General features: G+C 63.2%; 19 protein-coding genes. 6 read left to right on the top strand and 13 right to left on the bottom strand.

The genetic code is table 11. The annotated features are described in order from the left end of the window. Positions 1–46: 46 nt before the first annotated feature. Together RFM41_RS14995 and RFM41_RS14990 are read right to left on the bottom strand one after the other, a co-directional pair. Positions 47–940, bottom strand: coding sequence for an NAD-dependent epimerase/dehydratase family protein (locus RFM41_RS14995; protein ID WP_320249834.1), 894 nt, complete (start codon positions 938–940; stop codon positions 47–49). Positions 941–1005: 65 nt separating this feature from the next. After that, on the bottom strand, positions 1006–2163 hold the full coding sequence (locus RFM41_RS14990; protein ID WP_320249832.1) for a mandelate racemase/muconate lactonizing enzyme family protein: 1158 nt from the start codon (positions 2161–2163) through the stop codon (positions 1006–1008). Positions 2164–2453: 290 nt separating this feature from the next. Between RFM41_RS14990 and RFM41_RS14985 the strand changes: the two genes are divergently transcribed. Further along, positions 2454–3440 carry an aldo/keto reductase gene (locus RFM41_RS14985; RefSeq protein ID WP_320249830.1) on the top strand — a complete coding sequence of 329 codons (987 nt, stop codon included), beginning with the start codon at positions 2454–2456 and terminating at the stop codon, positions 3438–3440. A 64-nt stretch (positions 3441–3504) separates the two neighbouring features. Here RFM41_RS14985 and RFM41_RS14980 read toward each other — a convergent pair whose 3' ends face one another. Next, positions 3505–4200: a FadR/GntR family transcriptional regulator gene (locus RFM41_RS14980; RefSeq protein ID WP_320319272.1), complete on the bottom strand. Its 696-nt coding sequence runs from the start codon at positions 4198–4200 to the stop codon at positions 3505–3507. Positions 4201–4550: 350 nt separating this feature from the next. Here RFM41_RS14980 and RFM41_RS14975 point away from each other — a divergent pair, with 350 nt between their 5' ends. The 5 genes from RFM41_RS14975 to RFM41_RS14955 all read left to right on the top strand — a co-directional run bounded on the left by RFM41_RS14975 (position 4551) and on the right by RFM41_RS14955 (position 9564). Further along, positions 4551–5831 carry an extracellular solute-binding protein gene (locus RFM41_RS14975; protein WP_320249826.1) on the top strand — a complete coding sequence of 427 codons (1281 nt, stop codon included), beginning with the start codon at positions 4551–4553 and terminating at the stop codon, positions 5829–5831. Between the two features lie 2 nt (positions 5832–5833). Further along, the gene (locus RFM41_RS14970; RefSeq protein ID WP_320249824.1) at positions 5834–6757 is read left to right on the top strand and encodes a carbohydrate ABC transporter permease; all 924 of its coding nucleotides are present in this window, start codon (positions 5834–5836) and stop codon (positions 6755–6757) included. Continuing rightward, the gene (locus tag RFM41_RS14965; protein WP_320249822.1) at positions 6754–7632 is read left to right on the top strand and encodes a carbohydrate ABC transporter permease; all 879 of its coding nucleotides are present in this window, start codon (positions 6754–6756) and stop codon (positions 7630–7632) included. Before RFM41_RS14970 ends, RFM41_RS14965 begins: the two co-directional genes overlap by 4 nt. A 99-nt stretch (positions 7633–7731) precedes the next feature. After that, positions 7732–8487: an RraA family protein gene (locus RFM41_RS14960; RefSeq protein ID WP_320250151.1), complete on the top strand. Its 756-nt coding sequence runs from the start codon at positions 7732–7734 to the stop codon at positions 8485–8487. A gap of 27 nt (positions 8488–8514) precedes the next feature. Then, the gene (locus RFM41_RS14955; protein WP_320249820.1) at positions 8515–9564 is read left to right on the top strand and encodes an ABC transporter ATP-binding protein; all 1050 of its coding nucleotides are present in this window, start codon (positions 8515–8517) and stop codon (positions 9562–9564) included. Between the two features lie 77 nt (positions 9565–9641). On the opposite strand, the gene RFM41_RS14950 is transcribed toward RFM41_RS14955, so the two are convergent. From RFM41_RS14950 to RFM41_RS14905, 10 genes are all read right to left on the bottom strand, one after another. Then, a complete protein-coding gene (locus RFM41_RS14950) occupies positions 9642–10694 on the bottom strand; it encodes a HoxN/HupN/NixA family nickel/cobalt transporter (protein ID WP_320250149.1) in 1053 nt (350 codons plus the stop codon). 97 nt (positions 10695–10791) lie between these two features. Continuing rightward, the gene (gene hypB / locus RFM41_RS14945) at positions 10792–11832 is read right to left on the bottom strand and encodes a hydrogenase nickel incorporation protein HypB (RefSeq protein WP_320249818.1); all 1041 of its coding nucleotides are present in this window, start codon (positions 11830–11832) and stop codon (positions 10792–10794) included. After that, entirely contained in the window at positions 11832–12170 is a 339-nt protein-coding gene (gene hypA, locus RFM41_RS14940; RefSeq protein WP_320249812.1) for a hydrogenase maturation nickel metallochaperone HypA, read from the bottom strand. Before hypA ends, hypB begins: the two co-directional genes overlap by 1 nt. Before the next feature lie 6 nt (positions 12171–12176). Further along, entirely contained in the window at positions 12177–13241 is a 1065-nt protein-coding gene (gene hypE, locus RFM41_RS14935) for a hydrogenase expression/formation protein HypE (protein WP_320249810.1), read from the bottom strand. Continuing rightward, on the bottom strand, positions 13238–14386 hold the full coding sequence (gene hypD / locus RFM41_RS14930; protein WP_320249808.1) for a hydrogenase formation protein HypD: 1149 nt from the start codon (positions 14384–14386) through the stop codon (positions 13238–13240). Before hypD ends, hypE begins: the two co-directional genes overlap by 4 nt. Further along, positions 14383–15075 carry a D-sedoheptulose-7-phosphate isomerase gene (locus tag RFM41_RS14925; protein WP_320249806.1) on the bottom strand — a complete coding sequence of 231 codons (693 nt, stop codon included), beginning with the start codon at positions 15073–15075 and terminating at the stop codon, positions 14383–14385. Before RFM41_RS14925 ends, hypD begins: the two co-directional genes overlap by 4 nt. Before the next feature lie 11 nt (positions 15076–15086). Then, the gene (locus tag RFM41_RS14920) at positions 15087–15368 is read right to left on the bottom strand and encodes a HypC/HybG/HupF family hydrogenase formation chaperone (RefSeq protein WP_320249804.1); all 282 of its coding nucleotides are present in this window, start codon (positions 15366–15368) and stop codon (positions 15087–15089) included. Between the two features lie 14 nt (positions 15369–15382). Continuing rightward, positions 15383–17809, bottom strand: coding sequence for a carbamoyltransferase HypF (gene hypF / locus RFM41_RS14915; RefSeq protein ID WP_320249802.1), 2427 nt, complete (start codon positions 17807–17809; stop codon positions 15383–15385). Next, a complete protein-coding gene (locus tag RFM41_RS14910; protein WP_320249800.1) occupies positions 17806–18999 on the bottom strand; it encodes an NHL repeat-containing protein in 1194 nt (397 codons plus the stop codon). Before RFM41_RS14910 ends, hypF begins: the two co-directional genes overlap by 4 nt. Next, on the bottom strand, positions 18996–19865 hold the full coding sequence (locus RFM41_RS14905) for a NifU family protein (RefSeq protein WP_320249798.1): 870 nt from the start codon (positions 19863–19865) through the stop codon (positions 18996–18998). Before RFM41_RS14905 ends, RFM41_RS14910 begins: the two co-directional genes overlap by 4 nt. Between the last annotated feature and the right edge of the window lie 14 nt (positions 19866–19879).

Below are 19879 nucleotides of genomic sequence, written 5' to 3'. Positions count from 1 at the left end.
TCGTCACCTACCTTTCGGCGACATGCATCGGGTCGCCGTCAGGGTGTCAAGCAGATCGCTGAGCCCGCCAGTCATGCTCTTGCCGGAAGCCAAGGACGTCGCGCAGCTTTCGATTTGAGATTGGTCCTTCGAACGCTTCCATCGCCCGTGTGACCGGTATGCCCGGCGCATGCTTGTTGAGAAATTCCGCCGTCGGCAGATCAGACACGATGTTGTCGTTGACGGCATTGAACACCTGGAACCCCAAGCCGTTTTTCTCAATGCACAGATTGACGATCTGGCCAAGGTCGCGCGCGTCCATATAGGTCCAGCCGTCGCGCCGTCTTTTCGAAGGGTCGGCCAGGAAATCCGGGAAGCGGGCATAGTCCTGCGGCTCGACGACACCGCCGATCCGCAGCGCGTAAATATCGGCCCCTGTGCGGGAGGCGAAAGACCGCGCTATCTTTTCACCCAGCACCTTGGAAAGGCCATAGCTGTCCGTCGGATCGGCGTCGTAATCCTCATCCACCGGAAACGAGGTGAAATCGCGCTCACCCTCGGCAAAGCAGACGCCATAGACCGTTTCGCTGGAAGCAGTGATGATCTTGCGGATGCCCAGCTTGGTCGCGGCCTCGATCACATTGTAGGTCGACTGCACGTTGGCGGCGAACATGGCGTTATCTGGTCGCAGGAATATGCGCGGCAGCGCCGCGAAATGGACAACGACATCGACAGGGCCGCGGCCCTTTCCGCCGAAATACTCGCCGAAGCCGAAATGCAGCGTCAGCGCATTGTAGGTTTCGCCGGCGTCGGCGAGGTTGGTGATGACGGTGTCGACACCCGGCACATCGAGCGGCGCCAGGTCGAGATTGAGGACCTGATGCCCGCGTTTCAGCAGATAGGGAATGACGTGGCGGCCGATCTTGCCGCTGCCGCCGGTGAAAACGATCCGCTTGCCCATGGCTTCCTCACGATGGATTCTTCTGGTCGAATAGCGGCATCCGGCCGGCAACGCCTCGCGATCCGCTACTCAAAAATGGCGAAACCAGGAACGGCGTGCCTGCGGATGCCGTCCATGTCGAGTTCGACGCCGATGCCGGGCACATCGGGCACCACGATGTGGCCGTCCTCGACGATGGACTTCGCGCCGTTCGGCAAGCGGACATAGCCGTCCCACGCTTCCCGTTCCTCGAGCGCATGCCATTCCAGAACCAGGAAGTTCGGCACGCTGGCGCAGACATGGCATGTCGCCATTGTGCCCAGCGGCGTCGACACCAGATGCGGCGCGAACGGCACATAATACATCTCGGCCAGATTCGCGATCTTGCGGCTCTCCGCCAGGCCGCCGCATTTCGGCACGTCGGGCATGACGACGTCGGCCCCGTAATTCTGGAACAGCTCGCGGAAGCCCCAGCGCAGATAGAGGTTTTCGCCGACGCAGATCGGCGTCTTGGTCCGCATGCGGATCTGCTTCAGAGCCTCGACGTTTTCCGCCGGGATCGGCTCCTCCAGCCATAGAAGGTTGAAGCGCTCCATTTCGGCCGCTATGCGGCTGGCGCTGAGCGCGTCGTAGCGTGCGTGCAGGTCGATGCAGAGATCGATGTCGGGGCCGACCGCCTCGCGCACCGCCGCCACGCGCTCAATCATGAAGCGCAGCTCTGCGCCGTTGATGGTGTGGTTTACAACGTCGAACTTGGCTGGATGGCGAAGGTTGTCGATATCGAATTTCAGCGCCGTGAAACCTTCCTCCACCATGCGCCGCGCCCGCGCCACGCAGCCTTGCGGCGAGCCGGATTCGTCATCGCCGTCGCCGCAATCGGCGTAAAGGCGAATGCGATCGCGGAACTTGCCGCCGAACATGCGATAGAGGGGCTGTCCGGCGGCCTTCGCAGCCACATCCCACAGCGCCATTTCCAGTCCGGTCAGGGCGATCAGGAAGACGCCGGCCTGGGCGCCGGAAAACACATGGTCGCGACGGATCTTGTCCCAGCAATATTCCACATTGCGCGGATCCTCGCCGATCAGTTCCGGCTTCAGCTCCGAGATGAGCCCCACGATGGCCGCGGCGCCGGCATCCGGATTGGCTTCGCCGTAACCTGAGATCCCGGCGTCCGTGTCGATCCGGATCAAGGTCGCTTTGCCGTGGTAGGCAACGACGGCCGTCTTGATGTCCACGATCTTCATAGGATCCTTCTCCCCGTAATGGCGCCGCGCTTACAGGCGCGGAATTTTGCTTAAGAACGAACTTGTCTAATAAGCATACAAGATTGAATGTCGAGCCGTAAACCCCCTTTGAAAGGTTTTGCATGAACGGGCCTTTGCGGTACCCACAAACATTGAATTATTTAATGAATTCGCGATTTTCGATCAGGAATCACGAATCTAAAGAAATAACTTGTTAGACGAGTATATAAGCGTATAAATTGGCTGCAGCGAGGCCTGACCCATTCACGCCGCCAATCGGGAGGAACAGAATGCAACAGCGACAGCTCGGATCGTCTCCGGTGAAGGTATCGGAGGTCGGCCTGGGAACCTGGGGCATGTCCGGCGCCTTTTGGGGTGCGGCCGACGACAAGGAATCGATCCGTGTGATCAGACGCGCCCTGGAGCTTGGCGTCACGCTGATCGACACGGCAGAGGCCTATGGACACGGCCATGCCGAGGAAGTCGTCGGCGAGGCGCTGTCTGGTCGCCGCGACAAGGCTGTCATCGCGACCAAGGTCGCGCCCAATCATCTTGAACCCGCCGCGATCGAGGCGGCGCTCGACGGTTCGCTGAAGCGCATGCAGACGGACTATGTCGACGTCTATTTCGTCCACTGGCCGAACTCGGATTTTCCGATCGGGCCGACCATGGAGATGATGGAGCGGCTGCGCTCGTCAGGGCGCGTCAAGGCAGTCGGCGTCTCGAATTTCAGCGTCGCCGACATGGACAGCGCCCGTCAGCACGGGGTCATCGACGTGCTCCAGCCGCCCTACAACATGCTATGGCGCGAGGTTGAAACCGAGACGCTGCCATATTGCCGCAAGCACAATATCGGTGTCATGCCCTATAGCGGTCTGGCCCAGGGACTGCTTACCGGCACGCTGTCGCCCGACACCAAATTCGTCGAGGGCGATGAGCGGCGCACGACGGTGCTCTTCCAACCGGGCACCTATGAGCGGGCTGTGGCCGCCGTCGACCTCCTCAAACCGATCGCTGCGCGCTACGGCAAGACGGTTCCGCAGCTTGCCATCCAGTGGCTCACCAGCAGGCCAGGTGTCAGTTCGCCACTGGTCGGCGCGCGCACCGTCACGGAACTGGAAGAAAATGTCGAGAGTGCCGGCTGGAGGATTTCCGACGCGGACATTGCCGCCATCGACAGGATAACCGCACCGGTCTGGGCAGAAATCAAGGACAAGGGCGACATGTTCGGTTTCCGCGCACGCCAACGCCAGGAACAACAAGCGAAAAGAGCCTAGCTCAAGCTGTGTCCTCCCGGCACGCTGCGGCGCGGCCAGCGCAAATGCCGGCTGCGCCGCTCCTTCACCGCGGCAGGCCGACGGCGGTGGTCTTCTTGAGGTGTCGGCGCATCGCTTCTTCCGCTCGCTTTTCATCGCGCGCCACGAGCGCCTCGTATATCGCCCTGTGCATTTCAGTTGCGGAGGGAAGCGCATGGGGCATCTGATTGCTGATGCGCCTGCTCGCCATCTGCCACCACCGGGACGAATACATGAAGCGGTCGAGGATCCTGTTCCGCGCCGCCCGGCAAATCTCCATGTGAAAATCCAGGTCGAGCTTCAGATAGGCGTCCGGATTGTCCTCGCTTGCAGACATCGCCGCCAGCAAGGTGCCAAGACGCTCGAGCTTTTCCTTGGTCATGTGCTTGGCCGCGATGGCGGCGATGGCCGGTTCGATGATTATTCGCGTCGCATGCGCTTCGGCCAGGATCTCGCGCATCTGCTCGTGCGGCAGCCAGTCGATGAGCAATGGGCTGAGATAATCCCACTCTTCGGCCGGGCGCAGCACCACGCGCCGGCCCTGCGCGATCTCGATCATATCCAGCGACGCCAGGATCTTCAGCGCCTCCCGCGCGACCGCGCGCGAGACCCCGAATTCCTGGAGGATCTGCTGCTCCGACGGTCCCAGGCCGCCCGCAACACCACTGCCGGCGATGCGACGCGCAAGCACGCCAGCCACCTGCTTGGGCAAAGTTTGAAGCTTGACCTCAACGGTATCCATCATTAACATCCACTTGTCTGATAAGCTTATAGGCTGATAGATAGATATGCAGTCAACTTATCTCATATTTGCTCACTAGCCTATAACCCGGCCGGCGGAAAGGGCGGATCGAGCGGTGTACAGCCGCCGCGCCCGGTTGCCGTCATCCGAGATCATGATCGATACGCCTCCGCAACCGCGTCGGGCGTGTTGGAGCATAGGTGCCCAATCGCCCGGTGAGCCCGCAAGCGTCGTCCGGGAACCAATCCAGGCAATCCCGCGGCGGGAGGAGCAGGCCGCCATGGATTTGCCGAGGCTGAGGTCCGCCTTCCGTGGATGGGCCGACCAATCAAACCAAGGAGGAGATTGTGATGTCCGGAAACTTATCGAGACGCAAATTCCTGGCCGCGAGCGCGGCAGTGACAGCCGGCTCGCTTGCCGCGCCATGGATCGCCAGGGCTCAGGCGAACGAAATCACCGCATTGCTGATCACCGGCGGCCCGCTCTACCCCAAATATTGGGAAAAGATCGTTCAGGATTTCACCGCCAAGACCGGCATCAAGGTTCGCTACGATCTGCTGGAATTCACCCCTTTGACGGCGAAGGTGGTCACGTTGAGCGCGGCACGCTCGAGCCAGTACGACGTCTACAGCACCCACACGGCGCAGATAGACTCCTACTTCAATCATTTCGCGCCACTGAACAGCTATTTCAGCGACGCCGAACTGGCGGAATTCTATCCCGTCGCGGTCAAATATCTGCGCGATCCCAAGACCGGAAATCTGGCGGCGATTCCGCGCAACATGGATGCGCGAGTCCAGTATTACCGCAGCGATATCTACCAGGAAAAGGGCCTGAAGCCGGCCGAGACTTGGGACGACCTCGTCGAAGTCGGTCTGAAACTCACCGGCAACGGTCACTATGGCCTTGTCGTCCTGGGGCAGGGCGATCCCGCTCAGCGCACCTTCAGCGACCTGCTCTGGCAGGCCGGCGGGGACTGGGTCGACCAGGCAAACAAGCCGGCGTTCAATTCCGAAGCCGGCATCAAGGCGCTCACCTTCTATCGCGATCTCATCCAGAAGCATAAGATCGTGCCTTCCGACGCCGTCGGCTATCAATGGAACGAGAACTCGACCGAATTCTCGTCCGGCACCGTCTACGCCACTTTCGATTGGCCAGGCGCCTTCGCCACCCTGTCCAATCCGGAAACCTCGCGCATCGTCGGCAAATGGTCGACAGCTCCCTATGTGCGGGACAAAGCAGCGATTTCATGCGCGATCTCCCATGCCATGGCGCTCAATGGCCAATCCGGACGCAAGGACGCCGCCGTCGAGTTCATCAAATACACGGTCGGCGCGGACGCCCAGCGGCTGCAGTTCGATCAGTTCACCAACTTCCCAAGCAGCCAGGCCGTCGCCAAGGAAGTGATCGGCGCGGCGAAGGGGCCGCAGGCCACATGGCTGCAGCAGCTCGAGACGACGATCGCGAACGGCAAGGAATGGCCCAAGCTTGCCGGGTTCTCAAAGGTCTGCACCTTGATGTTCTCGGCCATCGAGCAAGCCCTATCCGACCAGGTTTCGCCCGCCGACTCGCTCAATCAGGCGGCCACGGAAGCGGAAGAGATCATGCGTCGGGCAGGAGCCTACGACTGAGGATGGCACCCGTCGCAAAAGGCCAGATGTCGGGGCGCCGGCGACGTTCGCCGCTGCCCTACACCTGGCAGAGAGGCTACCTCCTGGCCAGCCCGGCGCTCCTCGTCATGCTGGCCATCCTCATCTATCCGCTCGGATATTCCTTCATCATGAGTTTCTTCCGGTGGGATCTGAGCGGCTCAGCGCCATTCATCGGAACCGGAAACTATACCGACGAGCTCTTCGGTCGCCAGTTCAACCAGGCGCTGCGAAACCAGACGATTTTCAGCGTCGTTTCCATCACGATCGAAGTGGTGGCCGGCATGGCGATCGCCGTGCTCGTCAACGGCAAACTGCGCGGCATGCGCCTTGCGCGCACCCTGCTTTTGGTCCCGCCGATGATAGCGCCGGCCGTCGTCGGCCTGAACTTCCGCTGGCTCTTCAACACCCAATACGGGCTGGTCGACGCGCTGCTGCGAATGTTCAACCTGCCCGACATCCCGTGGCTCAACCACCCGGCCTGGGCGCTCGTCTCGGTGATCGTCGCCGATGTCTGGCAGAACACGCCGCTGATGGTGCTTTTGTTCCTTGCCGGCCTGCAATCCCTGCCGCAGGAACCGCTCGAGGCGGCCACCGTGGACGGCGCCACGCCATGGCAGCGCTTCTGGCACATCGTGCTGCCGCTGATGCGTCCGGTCATCATGATCGCGCTGATGCTGCGCATCATCGACACGTTCCGCACCTTCGACGTCGTCTGGCTGATGACCCAGGGCGGACCGGGCGGCGCCACCAACCTGCTGACCGTCTATTCCTACCTGCTGGCGTTTCAAGCGGTGGATTTCGGACACGCGGCCGCGGTTTCCTACATCGCGCTGGGCATGTCGCTGTTCGTGCTCAGCCTCCTCTACGGAGTGCCGTGGCTGATTGCGAAACGGAGGGCGATATGACCGAAGCCGTCATCGTCGGCGCGCGTGCCAAGCCAAGGCGGCGGCGCCGCCGTTTCACGGCGGGGATCGCCGGTCAGTATTTGGCGCTGGTCCTGACCGTCGCGCTCACCGTCTTCCCACTGGTGTGGCTGTTCCTGACGTCGATCCGCAGCTCGGCCGACATCTTCTCGGTCCCGGTGCACATCATCCCCGAGACCGCGACGCTGACGCAGTATGTCTCCGTTTTCGCGCAATACGACACGATGGGCTATGTCTGGAACACCGTCATCGTCTCGGTGGCGACGGTCGTCCTGGTCCATCTGCTGGCTATTCCCTGCGCCTATGCGCTGTCGCGTTTCAGGATGCCGGGCGCCATGCTGATCTTCGGGCTGCTCCTGATCATGCGTATGATCCCAGTCATCGCGCTTGCCATCCCGCTTTTCGCCGTGTTTGCTGCTCTGGGACTGCTCGACACAATCTGGGCGCTGATTCTCAGCCATACGGCGGCCAAACTGCCCGTCGCCATCTGGCTGCTTTTGGGCTTCATCCGGGATGTGCCGAAGGAGATCGAGGAGGCTGCCCAGTCGGACGGCGCCGGCACTGTGCGCACGCTGGTCCAGATCGTGGCGCCGCTGATCGCGCCTGGCATCGGCGCCAGCGCCGTCATCACCTTCCTGTTCACCTGGAACGACCTGCTGCTCGCGCTGACGCTGACGTCGAGCAAGGCAGCGCAAACCTTGCCGGTCGGGCTCACCAACTTCGTCTCGCAGTTCGGCATCGACTGGGGCGCCATGTCGGCTGCCGGCGTGCTCATGGTCATCCCGACTTTGGTGTTTGTCTGGTTTGCCCAGGGGCTGCTGGTCAAAGGCCTTACGACCGGCGCCGTTCGCGGCTGAATGGCGGACATGGACCACAGGGCGCTCGACGGCTTCGCCGAGGGCGACTGAGTGACGATCGATGAGGTTAGCGCCTCACCGCACATTGGAGGAAACGGAATGGGAACTGACCAGATACCAGCGATATCGGACATTTCCCGGCCGCCGCGAGAGCTGGTCGACGCGCTCGCGGCGATCGGTTCGGCCACGCTGGCCAGCGAGCTTTACCACAAGATGGGCATTCGCGACCCACAGATCCGTGGACCGCGTCCATTGAGGCTTGGAAGCACTGCGGCGGGGCCGGCCCTTACCCTCCAGTGCATGCCGAAACGCGAGGATCTGTACAACGAGACGGAATATGAGGAGCCGGAGCGGCAGCTGCACCGACACGTGCTTTATCCCACCCAGCCTGGCGATATGGTGGTGGTCGATGCGCGCGGCGATCTGGGCAGCGGCATCTTCGGTGAGATGATGCTGACCTATTTCGCCGGGCGTGGCGGCGCCGGCGTTGTCGTCGACGGCTGTATTCGCGATTCCGCTCAGGCGGCGGCGCTCGACATCGGCATCTGGGTGAGGGGCGTCACGCCGAATTTCCATGCCCAGACTAACATCGTCCCGTTCGCGGTCAACGTTCCGATCGCCTGCTCGAATGTGCTGGTCATCCCCGGCGACATCATCGTCGCCGACGATGATGGCGTGGTCGTCGTGCCGGTCGCCCTTGCCCCCAAACTGGTCGAGCTCGCCGGCGCGCATATCGAGTGGGAAGAGTTCTCGCGCTCGCGGCTCGCACAAGGGGGAGACCTGCGGAAATACTATCCGTTGAGCCCTGAGGGCGAGGTTGAATACCGCGCATGGCGGAAGGCTCAACGAAGATGAGATCGTGCCTATAGGGGAGAAGAATAGTTGTCCGCAATTGAGATAGAACAGCTCGGCAAGAGCTTCGGCGCCGTGGAAGTTCTGCGCGACGTCAACATCGAAATCGCCAGCGGCGAGTTCGTGGTCCTGGTCGGTCCGTCAGGCTGCGGGAAATCAACGCTGCTGCGCATGATCGCCGGGCTGGAAGAACAGACAACCGGCGAGATCCGTATCGGCGGACGCGTCGTCGACGAGATGCCGGCCAAATCGCGCGACATCGCCATGGTTTTCCAAAGCTACGCGCTCTACCCGCATATGAGCGTGGCCGACAATATGAGCTTCGCACTTCGGCTGGCCAAGGTCCCCCGGGAAGAGATCGTCACGAGGGTGAAGGCCGCTGCCGAAATCCTCGGTCTGCAGGACCTGCTCGGCCGCATGCCGCGTCAACTGTCCGGCGGCCAGCGCCAGCGTGTCGCCATGGGCCGCGCTATCGTCCGAGACCCCTCAGCCTTCCTGTTTGACGAGCCGCTCAGCAATCTCGATGCCAAGCTGCGTGTGAAGATGCGTGCCGAGATCAAGAAGCTTCACCAACGGCTGGGACGAACCAGCATCTACGTCACGCATGACCAGACAGAGGCCATGACGCTCGCCGACCGCATCGTGGTGCTGAACAAAGGCCGCATCGAACAGATCGGCACCCCCTCCGAACTCTACGACAACCCGGCGAATCTGTTTGTCGCAGGCTTTATCGGCTCGCCGGAGATGAATCTCATCAACGGTCGCATCCAGAGTGGTGCATTCATCGCGGAGCAGGGCCTACGCTTGCCCTTGCCGCACGAGGTGGGGGACAGGTTAGGCGTAGTTTACGGGATTCGTCCTCAGCACATCGCAGTCGGAGGAAGCCATGCAAAGGCGAGAGTCCAGGTGGTCGAGCCGACCGGTGAAGCGCAGGAAATCACGTTAACTGCCGATGGCGTCGACCTGATGGCGGAGATCCGAGACCGGCCACCCTTCAAGCTGGATCAGGAGCTGAATCTGGAGATTATGATGCATAAGGTACATCTGTTCGACGCGGAGAGTGGCAGGAGGATCAACTAAGCAAAGGCGCGCGGCGTATTGAAGAGAGGAAGAGGCCGGGGCGGCAGGGACGATGCTCCAGCAAATGAAGGCGAGGGTCACGGAGCGGGCGTCACCCTTACTCTGTCGTATCCATTGAGCTTGTAGACCAGGGTTGAGATCAACCAGCTTAAGCCAAAAATTCCGACGACGACGTAGCCGAAGCTGGTCAGGCTGCCGTTGAGGCTACCGACGACATTCCAGACTCCGCCGTGCAAACTCAGCTTGTCCCCGATCAGGCCAAGCGCTTCGATGCCGCCGATGAATACGGCGACGACCACTGAAGCCGCGGTGATCGTCATGTTGTACCAGAGCTTGCGCATCGGGTTGACGAAGGCCCAGCCATAGGCGCGGGTCATCATCACGCTGTCGGTGGTGTCCATTAGCGACATGCCGGCAGTGAACAGAGCCGGGAAAACCAGAATGGTCCAGAACGACATGCCCGCCGCCGCTTGCGCGGCGGAAATACCAAGCAGCCCGATCTCGGTCGCAGTGTCGAAGCCGAGTCCGAACAGGAAGCCGACGGGATACATATGCCAGGAGCGCGCGACGACGCGAAACACCGGCCGGAAAATACGGGCGAGAAATCCGCGACCAGTAAGCAGCGCCTCCAGATCCTCCTCAACGATAGGTTCACCGCGCCGCACGCGCGAAAAAGCCTGCCAGATGCCTTTGAGAATGAAGAGGTTTGCCATGCCGATGGCAAGCAGGAACACGGCCGAGACAGAGGTTCCGATCACGCCGCCGACATCGTGGAATTCATCGAGCCTGCCTTGGAACGCTGCAGCGGTGGCGGCGATCGCGAGGGAAGCCAGCACGACGATCGTGGAATGGCCGAGCGAGAAGAAGAAACCGGCCGAACAGGGTGCCTTTCCCTCCTGCATCAGCTTGCGCACGACATTGTCGATCGCTGCAATGTGGTCGGCATCAAAGGCGTGCCGAAGCCCGAAAGTATAGGCAAGCAAGGCGGTGCCGAGCAGAGCCGGACGGTCTGAGAAGGCGACCCAGGCCCAGCCCCAGGCGACGACGTTGGCCGCTATGAGAAGGGCATAAGTCAGCGCCACCTTGGACCGGAACAGCCCCGGCCGATCATCGAAAGGATTGGCAATCACACTTACATCCCCTCCTGAACGCGTTGCCGCGCGCAAAACGACGACGGCAAACACGGACCGCGGCACTACCGACTGACCTCCTCGGTTCCCGCTGCTGCTACTTGTTGTGACTGGCGGCAAGCTCTTTCGTTGGTGTCATGGATGGCCGGCCGACGGATTCGGCATGGCTGCGCAACCAGCCGTACCATAGGTCCATGCCTTCGCCTGTTCGCGCCGACAGAGCGATCGCAGTGATCGCCGGGTTGACCGCACGTGCATTGGCAACGGCCGTGTCCAGACTGAAATCGACATAGGGCAAGAGATCGGTCTTGTTGATGATCATGAGATCTGCCGCTCGGAACATGTGCGGATATTTGAGCGGCTTGTCCTCTCCCTCGGTCACCGACAGCACGATCACTTTCGCACGCTCACCAAGGTCGAACAGCGCGGGACAGACGAGATTGCCGACATTCTCGATGAGCACCATCGCCCCGGCGGGCGGCCTCAGCTCCTCGAGGCCTTGCGCGACCATGTCGGCCTCCAGGTGGCATCCGGTTCCGGTGTTGACCTGAACCGCCGCTGCCCCGGCTGCGCGAATGCGCTCGCCGTCATTGGCGGTGGCCTGATCCCCCTCGATGACGTAGATCGGGATCTCATCCTTCAGGTCGTGGATGGTGCGTTCCAGCAACGTGGTCTTGCCGGCGCCGGGCGAGCTGACGATGTTCAGCGCCAGGATCTCGCGCCCTTCGAACCAGCCTCGGTTGCGCGCCGCGAGCTTGTCGTTCTTGGCAAGCAGGCGGGCCTCCAGTTCCACCACCATCGTCCCGTGCCCGTGCCCGTGCCCGTGCCCGTGGCCATGGCCATGGCCATGGTCATGGTCGTGCTGGTGATCGTGATCATGCCGGCCGTCGTGAGGGTGGGAATGGTCGTGGCTGTGAGCATGATCGTGATCGTGGTGGTGATGATGGCCGTGGCCGTGCTCGTGTTCGTGCGCATGGCCATCGCCGTGATCATCGGGATGCGAATGGTGATGGTCGCCGTGGTCGTGCTGATGGGCGTGGACATGGTCGTGATCATCGCCCAAGGGCCGGACAAGGCCGGTCTGCAGATTCAATATCCTGGCGTCGGCATTCGAACCGCATCCACAGGTCGCGCACATCAGGCAGCCTCCTCCAGTTCCATTTCCCTGATCTTCAGTTCCTCGCCCGCCAGTCGCTCGAGATGGCGCGAGCCGCAGCCGCAGGCCTGGTAGAGCGTCGATGTCTCGAACTCGGCGCTGCAGTCGAGACAGCGGCAGCGGCCGGCGATCTCCCGAATGTCGAGGCGAGCGCCGTCGAGCACGGTACCTTTCGAGACGACATCGAAGCAGAAGCTCAATGCCTCGGGGATGACACCCGCCAGCCGGCCGACATCGAGCGTGACGCGCCGCACCCGCCGGCCGTTCGCCGCCTCCTCGACGATCGAGACGATGCTGCGGGTGATGCCGAGCTCGTGCATGGTCCCTCAGCAAATCCGCGGCAGCTGCTCGCCGACCAGCATGTCGACGATACGCTTGCCGCCAAACGCGGTCTGCATGGTCACGCGCCCCGGCTCCCCCGCATAGGCGTGGCCGACGAGCATCGCGCACGCGCCGAGCGGGTGCTCGCGCATCGCTGCCAGTGCGGCATCGATCTCGGCCGGCGGAACCGCGACGACGATCTTGCCCTCATTGGCGAGGTAGAGCGGGTCGAGACCGAGAATCTCGCAGAAGCCGCGCACCTCCTCGCGCAGTGGCGTGGCCGCCTCGTCGATCTCGACAGCGACGCCCGATGCCTCCGCCATCTCGTTGAGCACCGTGGCGATGCCGCCACGCGTCGCGTCGCGAATGGTGCGCGTCCCGGGGGCGGCTTTCAGAATGGCGTCGACGAGGCCATGCAGCGGCGCGCAATCGCTTTCGATCTCCGTTTCCAGGGCAAGGTCGCCGCGCGCCGCCAGGATCGCCGCGCCGTGGTCGCCGAGAAGCCCGTTGACCAGTATGCCGTCGCCTGGCCTGATGCCACCGATCGCAAGCTCGATGCCCGCCGGGATCACACCAACGCCCGTTGTGGTGATGAACAGCTTGTCGCACGCGCCGCGCTGCACCACCTTGGTGTCGCCTGTGACGATAGAGACACCCGCACGCTGCGCTGCCGCGGCCATCGACTGGGCGACGCGCCGCAATTCGTCGATCTTCAGGCCCTCCTCGATGACGACGGCGCAGGACAGGTAGAGCGGCTTCGCGCCGCCGACCGCGAGGTCGTTCACCGTGCCGAACACGGCCAGCTTGCCGATGTCGCCGCCGGGGAAGAACAGTGGGTCGACGACGAAGGAATCCGTTGTGAATGCGAGCCTGTCACCATGGGCGGCCAGGGCAGCGAGATCGAAACGTGCCTGGTCTTCAAGGGCCTGCGGCGTGTCGGAGGCGAAGGCACTCACAAAGACATCGTCGATCAGATCCTTCATTGCCTTGCCGCCACCGCCATGAGCAAGCGTGACGGCGGGCACGTGGATGCGGCCGAGCGTGCGGGGAGGGGGGGACATGATGTTCATGACGCGACCGTGGCGGGCTCAGCGTGCGCCTGCCGCTTGACGCCGCCATACTGGTAGTAGGCAGCGCAAGCGCCTTCGGGCGACACCATCAATGCGCCAAGCGGCGTCTCCGGCGTGCAGAGCGTGCCGAACACCTTGCACTGCCAGGGCTTGAGCACGCCCTTCAGCACCTCGCCGCATTGGCAGGACTTCGGGTCCGCAATCTTGATGTTGGGAACGGAGAACTTCCGCTCGGCGTCGAAACGGGCATATTCATCACGCACCCTCACCCCGGAATGGTCGATGGAGCCCAGCCCGCGCCATTCGAAGAATTCGCGCAGCTCATAGACCCTTGCCACGGCGGCGAGCGCCGGGTTGTTGCCTGCTTCGGGCACGATGCGCGTGTACTGGTTCTCAATTTCGGCGCGGCCTTCCCTGATCTGCCTCAGGATCATCCAGATCGACTGCAGGACGTCGAGCGGCTCGAAGCCGGCGACGACCATCGGGCGCCGGTAGAAGTTCGCGATGAACTCGTAGGGGGCGGTGCCGATAACCATAGAAACGTGGCCGGGCCCGAGGAATCCGTCGAGATGGAGATCCGGACTGTCGAGGATCGCCTTGATCGTCGGCACGATGGTGATGTGATTGCAGAACACCGAGAAGTTCTCGATGCCGTCGGCCTCCGCCTGCAGCACCGTCAGAGCGGTGGAGGGCATGGTGGTCTCGAAGCCCAGGCCGAAGAAGACGACCTCACGGTCGGGATTTTTGCGCGCTAACGCCAGCGCGTCCATCGGCGAATAGACCATGCGCACATCGGCGCCGTCGGCCTTGGCCTGCATCAGGCTCTTTCGCGACCCCGGCACGCGCATGGCATCCCCGAACGTTGTGAAGATCACACCGGGCTGTTCGGCGATGGCCACGCAGTCATCTACCCGTCCCATCGGCAGGACGCAGACCGGGCAGCCCGGCCCGTGCACCAGTTCGATGGCGGGCGGCAGCATGCCCTCCAATCCGTATCGGAAGATAGAATGCGTGTGCCCGCCGCAGACCTCCATGATGTTGAGCGGCCGGTGTCTGGTTACCTCGATCTGGTCGCACAGCTTCTCGATCTCGCGCACCAGCGTTGCGGCTTTATCGCGGTCGCGGAATTCGTCAGCGAATTTCATTGGACTTTTTCCTTCTTTGCCGCGGAGCCGCGCTCGTCGGCGAGCAGCGTGTGCACGAGGTCCCACATGATGTGGTAGGCGGCGACATGGCATTCCTGGATGCGGTGGATCGAGGTCGAAGGCACGATCAGGCAATGGTCGACCGCGCCGGAGGACTTCATCTTGCCGCCGTCGCCGCCGGTCAGCCCGATCGTGGCAACACCCATCTCCTTGGCTTTGACGAAGGCCGCGATCAGGTTCTGCGAATTGCCGCTGGTCGAGATGCCGATCAGGGCATCCCCCTTGCGTGCGTGCGCGACGAGCTGGCGCACAAAGACATGATCAAAGCCGAGATCGTTGCCGACAGCCGAGATCATGGCGAGGTCGGCAACAAGGTTGGTCGCGGCGAGCGCCGGACGGCCTGCCGTCACCGGATGGACGAACTCCACCGCGACATGGCTGGCGTCGCAGCTCGATCCGCCGTTGCCCATGGAAAAGAGCTGGCCGTGATTGTTGTAGACATCGGCCAGCGTGTGCGCGGCGGCAACGAGTATCTCGGCCTGGCCGCCGAAGAACGCTTCATTCGTTTCGCGCGAGTCGCGGGCCTTCTCCGCCACCGAATGCATCAGGGCGGCCTGCAGCTTGGCGGGGTCCTGCGTCTTGCCATGAAGAAAGGGGTAGAGCCCGCTCAAAGTACCTTCGTTCGACATCGCCAATCTCCCTAATGGACGGCGGACGCGCGCATCGCCTCGATTTCGGCCTGCGCTTCGCCGAGTTCTGTGAGGATCTTCAACGTTTCGGCGGCTTCGTGTTCGTCGATGCGACTCATGGCGAAGCCGACATGGACCAGCACCCAGTCGCCCACGCAACTTTCCACCGGGTGCTCGGCATCGACGACGCAGGCGATGTTGATCTGGCGCCTAACGCCGCTGACGTCGACAGTCGCCAATTTACGCCCGACGTCGTCGATCCTTATGATCCGTCCTGGAATACCGAGGCACATGGGCTTCCTCCTTCTTACCGGGCTGTTGCGGCATCTATGCAATGCGCGGCGGCGATCGCCGCCTGGCCGAGCGCGACGCCGCCGTCACCGGCGGGCACTTCGGCGTGGGTAAGGACGTTGAATTCTCTCTCCTCAAGGCGGCGCGCGGTCTGCTCGAGCAGAATGCGGTTGTTGAAGCACCCGCCGGAGAGGGCGATCGTATCGAAGCGCGGGCCGGCCTCGTCGTCGCGACGCGCGAGTTTCAAAGCCATCGCGACAAGCACGTTCGCCAACCCCTTGTGGAACCGCGCCGCCATCACCTCAACGGGGGTTTGCAGCACGAGATCGCCCAGGATCGCGTTCCACATCGCTACCGGCTCGACATAGGGGATGCCGGTGCCTTTCAGGTTGGGGATGGCGAGCGGGTAGGCGAGTTCGTCACCTTCTTCGGCCATGGTTTTCCGGCAGACGATCGCCTCCAACCGCATCGCGGCCTCGCCCTCATAGGCCTGGCGCTCGAAACAGATGCCGAGGGCGGCGGCCACGGCATCGAACAGGCGGCCGCAGGATGACGCCGGAGGAGAGTTGAGGCTGTCCTTGATCATGCCGTCGAGGGTGGCGCGCGGCTTGCGGGCAAGTGCCCGGAAGATTTCGAGCTCGCTGAAGTTCATCGCAAGCTGTGCCCAGCCCAGCTCGGCCATCAGATGGGCGTAGAGATTGCGCCAGGGCTCACGCGAGGCCTGGGCGCCGCCTGGCATCGCTACGGGCTTGAAGGTGCCAAGCCTGTCGAAATCGCGATAGTCTGCAAGAAGGAACTCACCGCCCCAGATCGCGCCGCCCCCTGTCTCTCCGCTTGGGCCGAAACCGAGGCCATCGAGCGCAATACCAAGCACGGCCGGCGCACCCAGCGGTCTGCCGTTCTCCGCCAGACAGGCGGCTATGTGCGCATGATGATGCTGCACCTCGATAAGTGCGAGCTGCCGGACCTGCGCGCGCTCCCGCGCCAGCTTGCTTGAAAGATATTCGGGATGCATGTCGCAGGCCAAAGCCCGCGGCTGGTGGCCGAACAACTCGCGGAAGAGCACGAGGTTCTTACAATAGTCGTCGAAGGTTGCTGCGTCCTCGAGATCACCCTGGTGCTGCGAGAGCACGGCGCGGCCGTCCTTGACCAGGCAGAAGGTCGCCTTCATCTCGGGACCGAAAGCGAGGATCTGAGGCGCCGTCTCGAATCCACGCGGCAGGCGGACCGAGGCAGGAGCATGGCCGCGCGCGCGACGCAGCATCCGGATCTTGCCGACGGCGAGACGCACGACGCTGTCGTCGACGCGGTTGGCGATCTCCCGGTTATGGGTCAAGGCGAAGGAGGCGATTTGCCCGAGCTTCGCCGCCGCTTCGGCGTCATCGGTCACTTGCGGTTCGTCGGAAAGGTTGCCGCTGGTCATCACCACCGGACGAGCCATGCGACGGAACAGAAGCACATGCAAAGGTGTCGAAGGCAGCATGAAGCCGAGGGTCGACATGCCCGGCGCGACGCTTTCGGGCAGGTGCTGTGGACCCGAGGCGTCGAGCAAGACGATCGGCGCTGCGGCGGAGCGCAGCGCCTGTTCCTCCTCGCGGGAGACCGCGCAGTATTTGCGGATCACGTCGATGTCCCTCGCCATCAGCGCGAATGGCTTGCCGTCGCGGCGCTTCAATTGCCGCAGCCTGGCGACAGCCTCGGGCCGCGTGGCATCGCAAGCCAGCTGGTAGCCGCCGAGCGCCTTGATCGCGACGATTTCGCCCTTCTGGATCAGGCTCATCGCCGCATCGACGTCGTCCAGCATCGAGTGCTGCTCGTAGCTCACCGCGCGCCCGTCGAAACGGACCAGCCTGGCCTTCGGCCCGCAGGCGTGGCAGGCGATCGGCTCGGCGTGGAAGCGCCGGTCGGCCGGTTCGCCATATTCGGCGGCGCAATCGACGCAGAGCGGGAACGGCGCCATGGTGGTCGAGGCACGGTCGTACGGGATGCCTCTCACGATCGTCAGGCGAGGGCCGCAATGCGTGCAGTTGGTGAAGGGGTAGCGATAACGGCGCGCGAAGGGATCCAGCACTTCGGCGGCGCAGGCGGCGCAAATCCCGGCATCCGGCGATATCTCCGTGTGGGCCTCGCCGGTCGCGCTTTCAACGATCCTGAAGCCTGCATCCAGCTGTCCGATGAATGGTGCGAGTTCGATCGCCTCGATGCTCGCCAGCGGCGGCGGCTCGCTGCGCAAGCGCTCGACCAGACGTTGGATATCACTGCGCGGTCCGCGTACCCGTATCAACACCCCTTCGCCGTCGTTCAGCACTTCGCCGTGGAGACGGCTTTCCTGAGCGAAGCGCCATACCGTCGGGCGGAAACCAACACCTTGCACCCGGCCGCGCACGCGGATTTGCACACTGTCCCGCAGGTTCTCGGTTTCGCGGGCGAGGATCGCCGTCATGGCGCTGCCTCCCAGAGAAGCACGCGGTTGTTGCCGGTGTCGGCCACCGCGACGAGGTCGCCGCAGACCGCAACGGCAAAGGGCCAGCAGAGGCTATCGCGCGTGGCGGCTTTCCAGCGATTGTCACCCTTGGCGCCGAAACCGTTCTGGCCGGCGAGGGTTGTTGCGGGGGCATCCATGTCCATGCCGTCGAGCGGGAAGCCGACGAGCCGCGAATTCGCGGTATCGGCGCATATCAACGTGCCGTCGCGAACGGCAATCCCATAGGGCATTTGCAGGGCCCGCTCCGTCGGATCATAGGCGGCGCGATTGTGATCGAGCTCCTCGAAACGCTTCTGACCAAGGATGAAACTGGCCGGCGCGCCGTCGGCGTTGGGCATGCCGTTCCAGGCCATGACGCGGCTGTTTCCGGCGTCGGCGACCAAGATCCTGCCATTGACCACGGCGACCGCATGGGGCCAGCGCATGCCGACGGCGCTTGCACCGGTTCCGGCGTTGTCGTCATGCGCGATCATGTCCGGCTGGCCGAGCACGAGGTCCGCCGGCTGGCCACTGCGCTCAGGGACGGAGTTCCAGACCAGCACGCGGCGGTTGCCGGTGTCGGCGACGAAAAGGCGTCCGTCCGAAATTGTCACGCCGTAGCACCAGTTGAGCGTATCCGGGCCGGCCAGACGGCCGCCGCGATTGGCGAGGCCGCAGCTGAAGTCCGGCTGCCCGAGCACCAGGTCCGGCGGCTGATTGGAGCGCTCGGGCAGTGACCTCCAGATCAGGACGCGGTGGTTCCATGCGTCTGCCACGGCCAGCCTTTGGCCATCGCTGGCGATGCCTGTAGGCATGTTCAGCGTCGCCGGTCCCAGTGCCCTTTTTGCGTTGCAGCCCTCTGTGCAGAAGTCCGGCTGGCCAATAACAAAGTCCGCCGGTGCGTTGTCGGTTTGCGGCACTTGGCGCCAGCCGAGCAGCCGATGATGACCGGTGTCCGCCACCAGAAAAGGGCCGTCCGATCGGGCGAAGCAGATGCCGCGCGGCCCAAACAAGGTCGAGGGGCCGGGCGCTATCGGCACAGGCAGGCCGTTGCCGGCGACATGGTCGCCGAGAACGACCCTTGCGCCGGTCGGGTCGAGCAGCGGCCCGGCCGGTGACGGAAGCGCCCATGCGGGCCGGAACGCGGATGCCACCGATACACGCATCATCTGGCGAGCCTCACTTCGACACGGTTGCCGATGACCTTGACCATGTGCGTCTGGAGCTGCACTTCAGGGGCGGTGAGGCACTCGCCGGTCGCGAGATCGTAACGGAAGCCGTGCCACGGACAGGTGACGATGCCGTCCTCGACCTCGCCGCCGTCGATCTCCAGACCGAGATGGGCGCACGCGTTCTGGAAGCAAGAGACGACCGCGCCCTGCCGCGACAGGATAACGTTTTCGCCGCCGACAACCCGCGTCGTGATGCCGCCCTGTGGAATCTCGTCCAACCGGCAGACAAGATGCCAGCCATCCACGGCACCGAGCGCAAATGGACTGACAAAGCGTACGCTGTCGTTGGCGCCGCTGCCGGACCCCTTGACCTGAAGGATGTCCGTGATCTCCGGGCAGGCTTCCTCCACGGCCTTTTTGACACCGGCGTGGAAGGTCAGCGCCGAGGCGGGGCATCCGTCGCAGGCGCCGGTGAAGCGCACTTCGATGGCAGGCGGGCGTACCGAGACAAGTTCGACATCGCCGCCATGCGAAGCGAGCATGGGGCGAACGCCGTCGAGCGCGGCCTCGACCCGTTCACTCAGACTGGGCTTCAGGATGTTATGATGCCGCAGCACGGCGTAGACGATCTCGTCCGTCACCGCAGTCTTCATGGCCTGCATCGCCGTCGGATCGGATTTAAGGGCGCGGATCAAGCGGCGAAACGCCTCGCCCTGCAACTCTTCTATCGCCCGCCGATAGGCGTCCACGACGCCGCGCTGCGTCTCGTCCCAGGAAGCGAACAGTGCTTCCAGCCGCTGGATGTCCCCGGTGTATCCGGCAAGCGTCTCGCGCTGGGTCGGAACGAGATCGACGGCGTTCATGTCCCCACCTTTCC

Origin of the sequence: Mesorhizobium vachelliae (assembly GCF_033977325.1) — a bacterium.
Classification (GTDB): domain Bacteria; phylum Pseudomonadota; class Alphaproteobacteria; order Rhizobiales; family Rhizobiaceae; genus Mesorhizobium; species Mesorhizobium vachelliae.
This window is presented reverse-complemented; position numbering and strand designations above follow the sequence as displayed.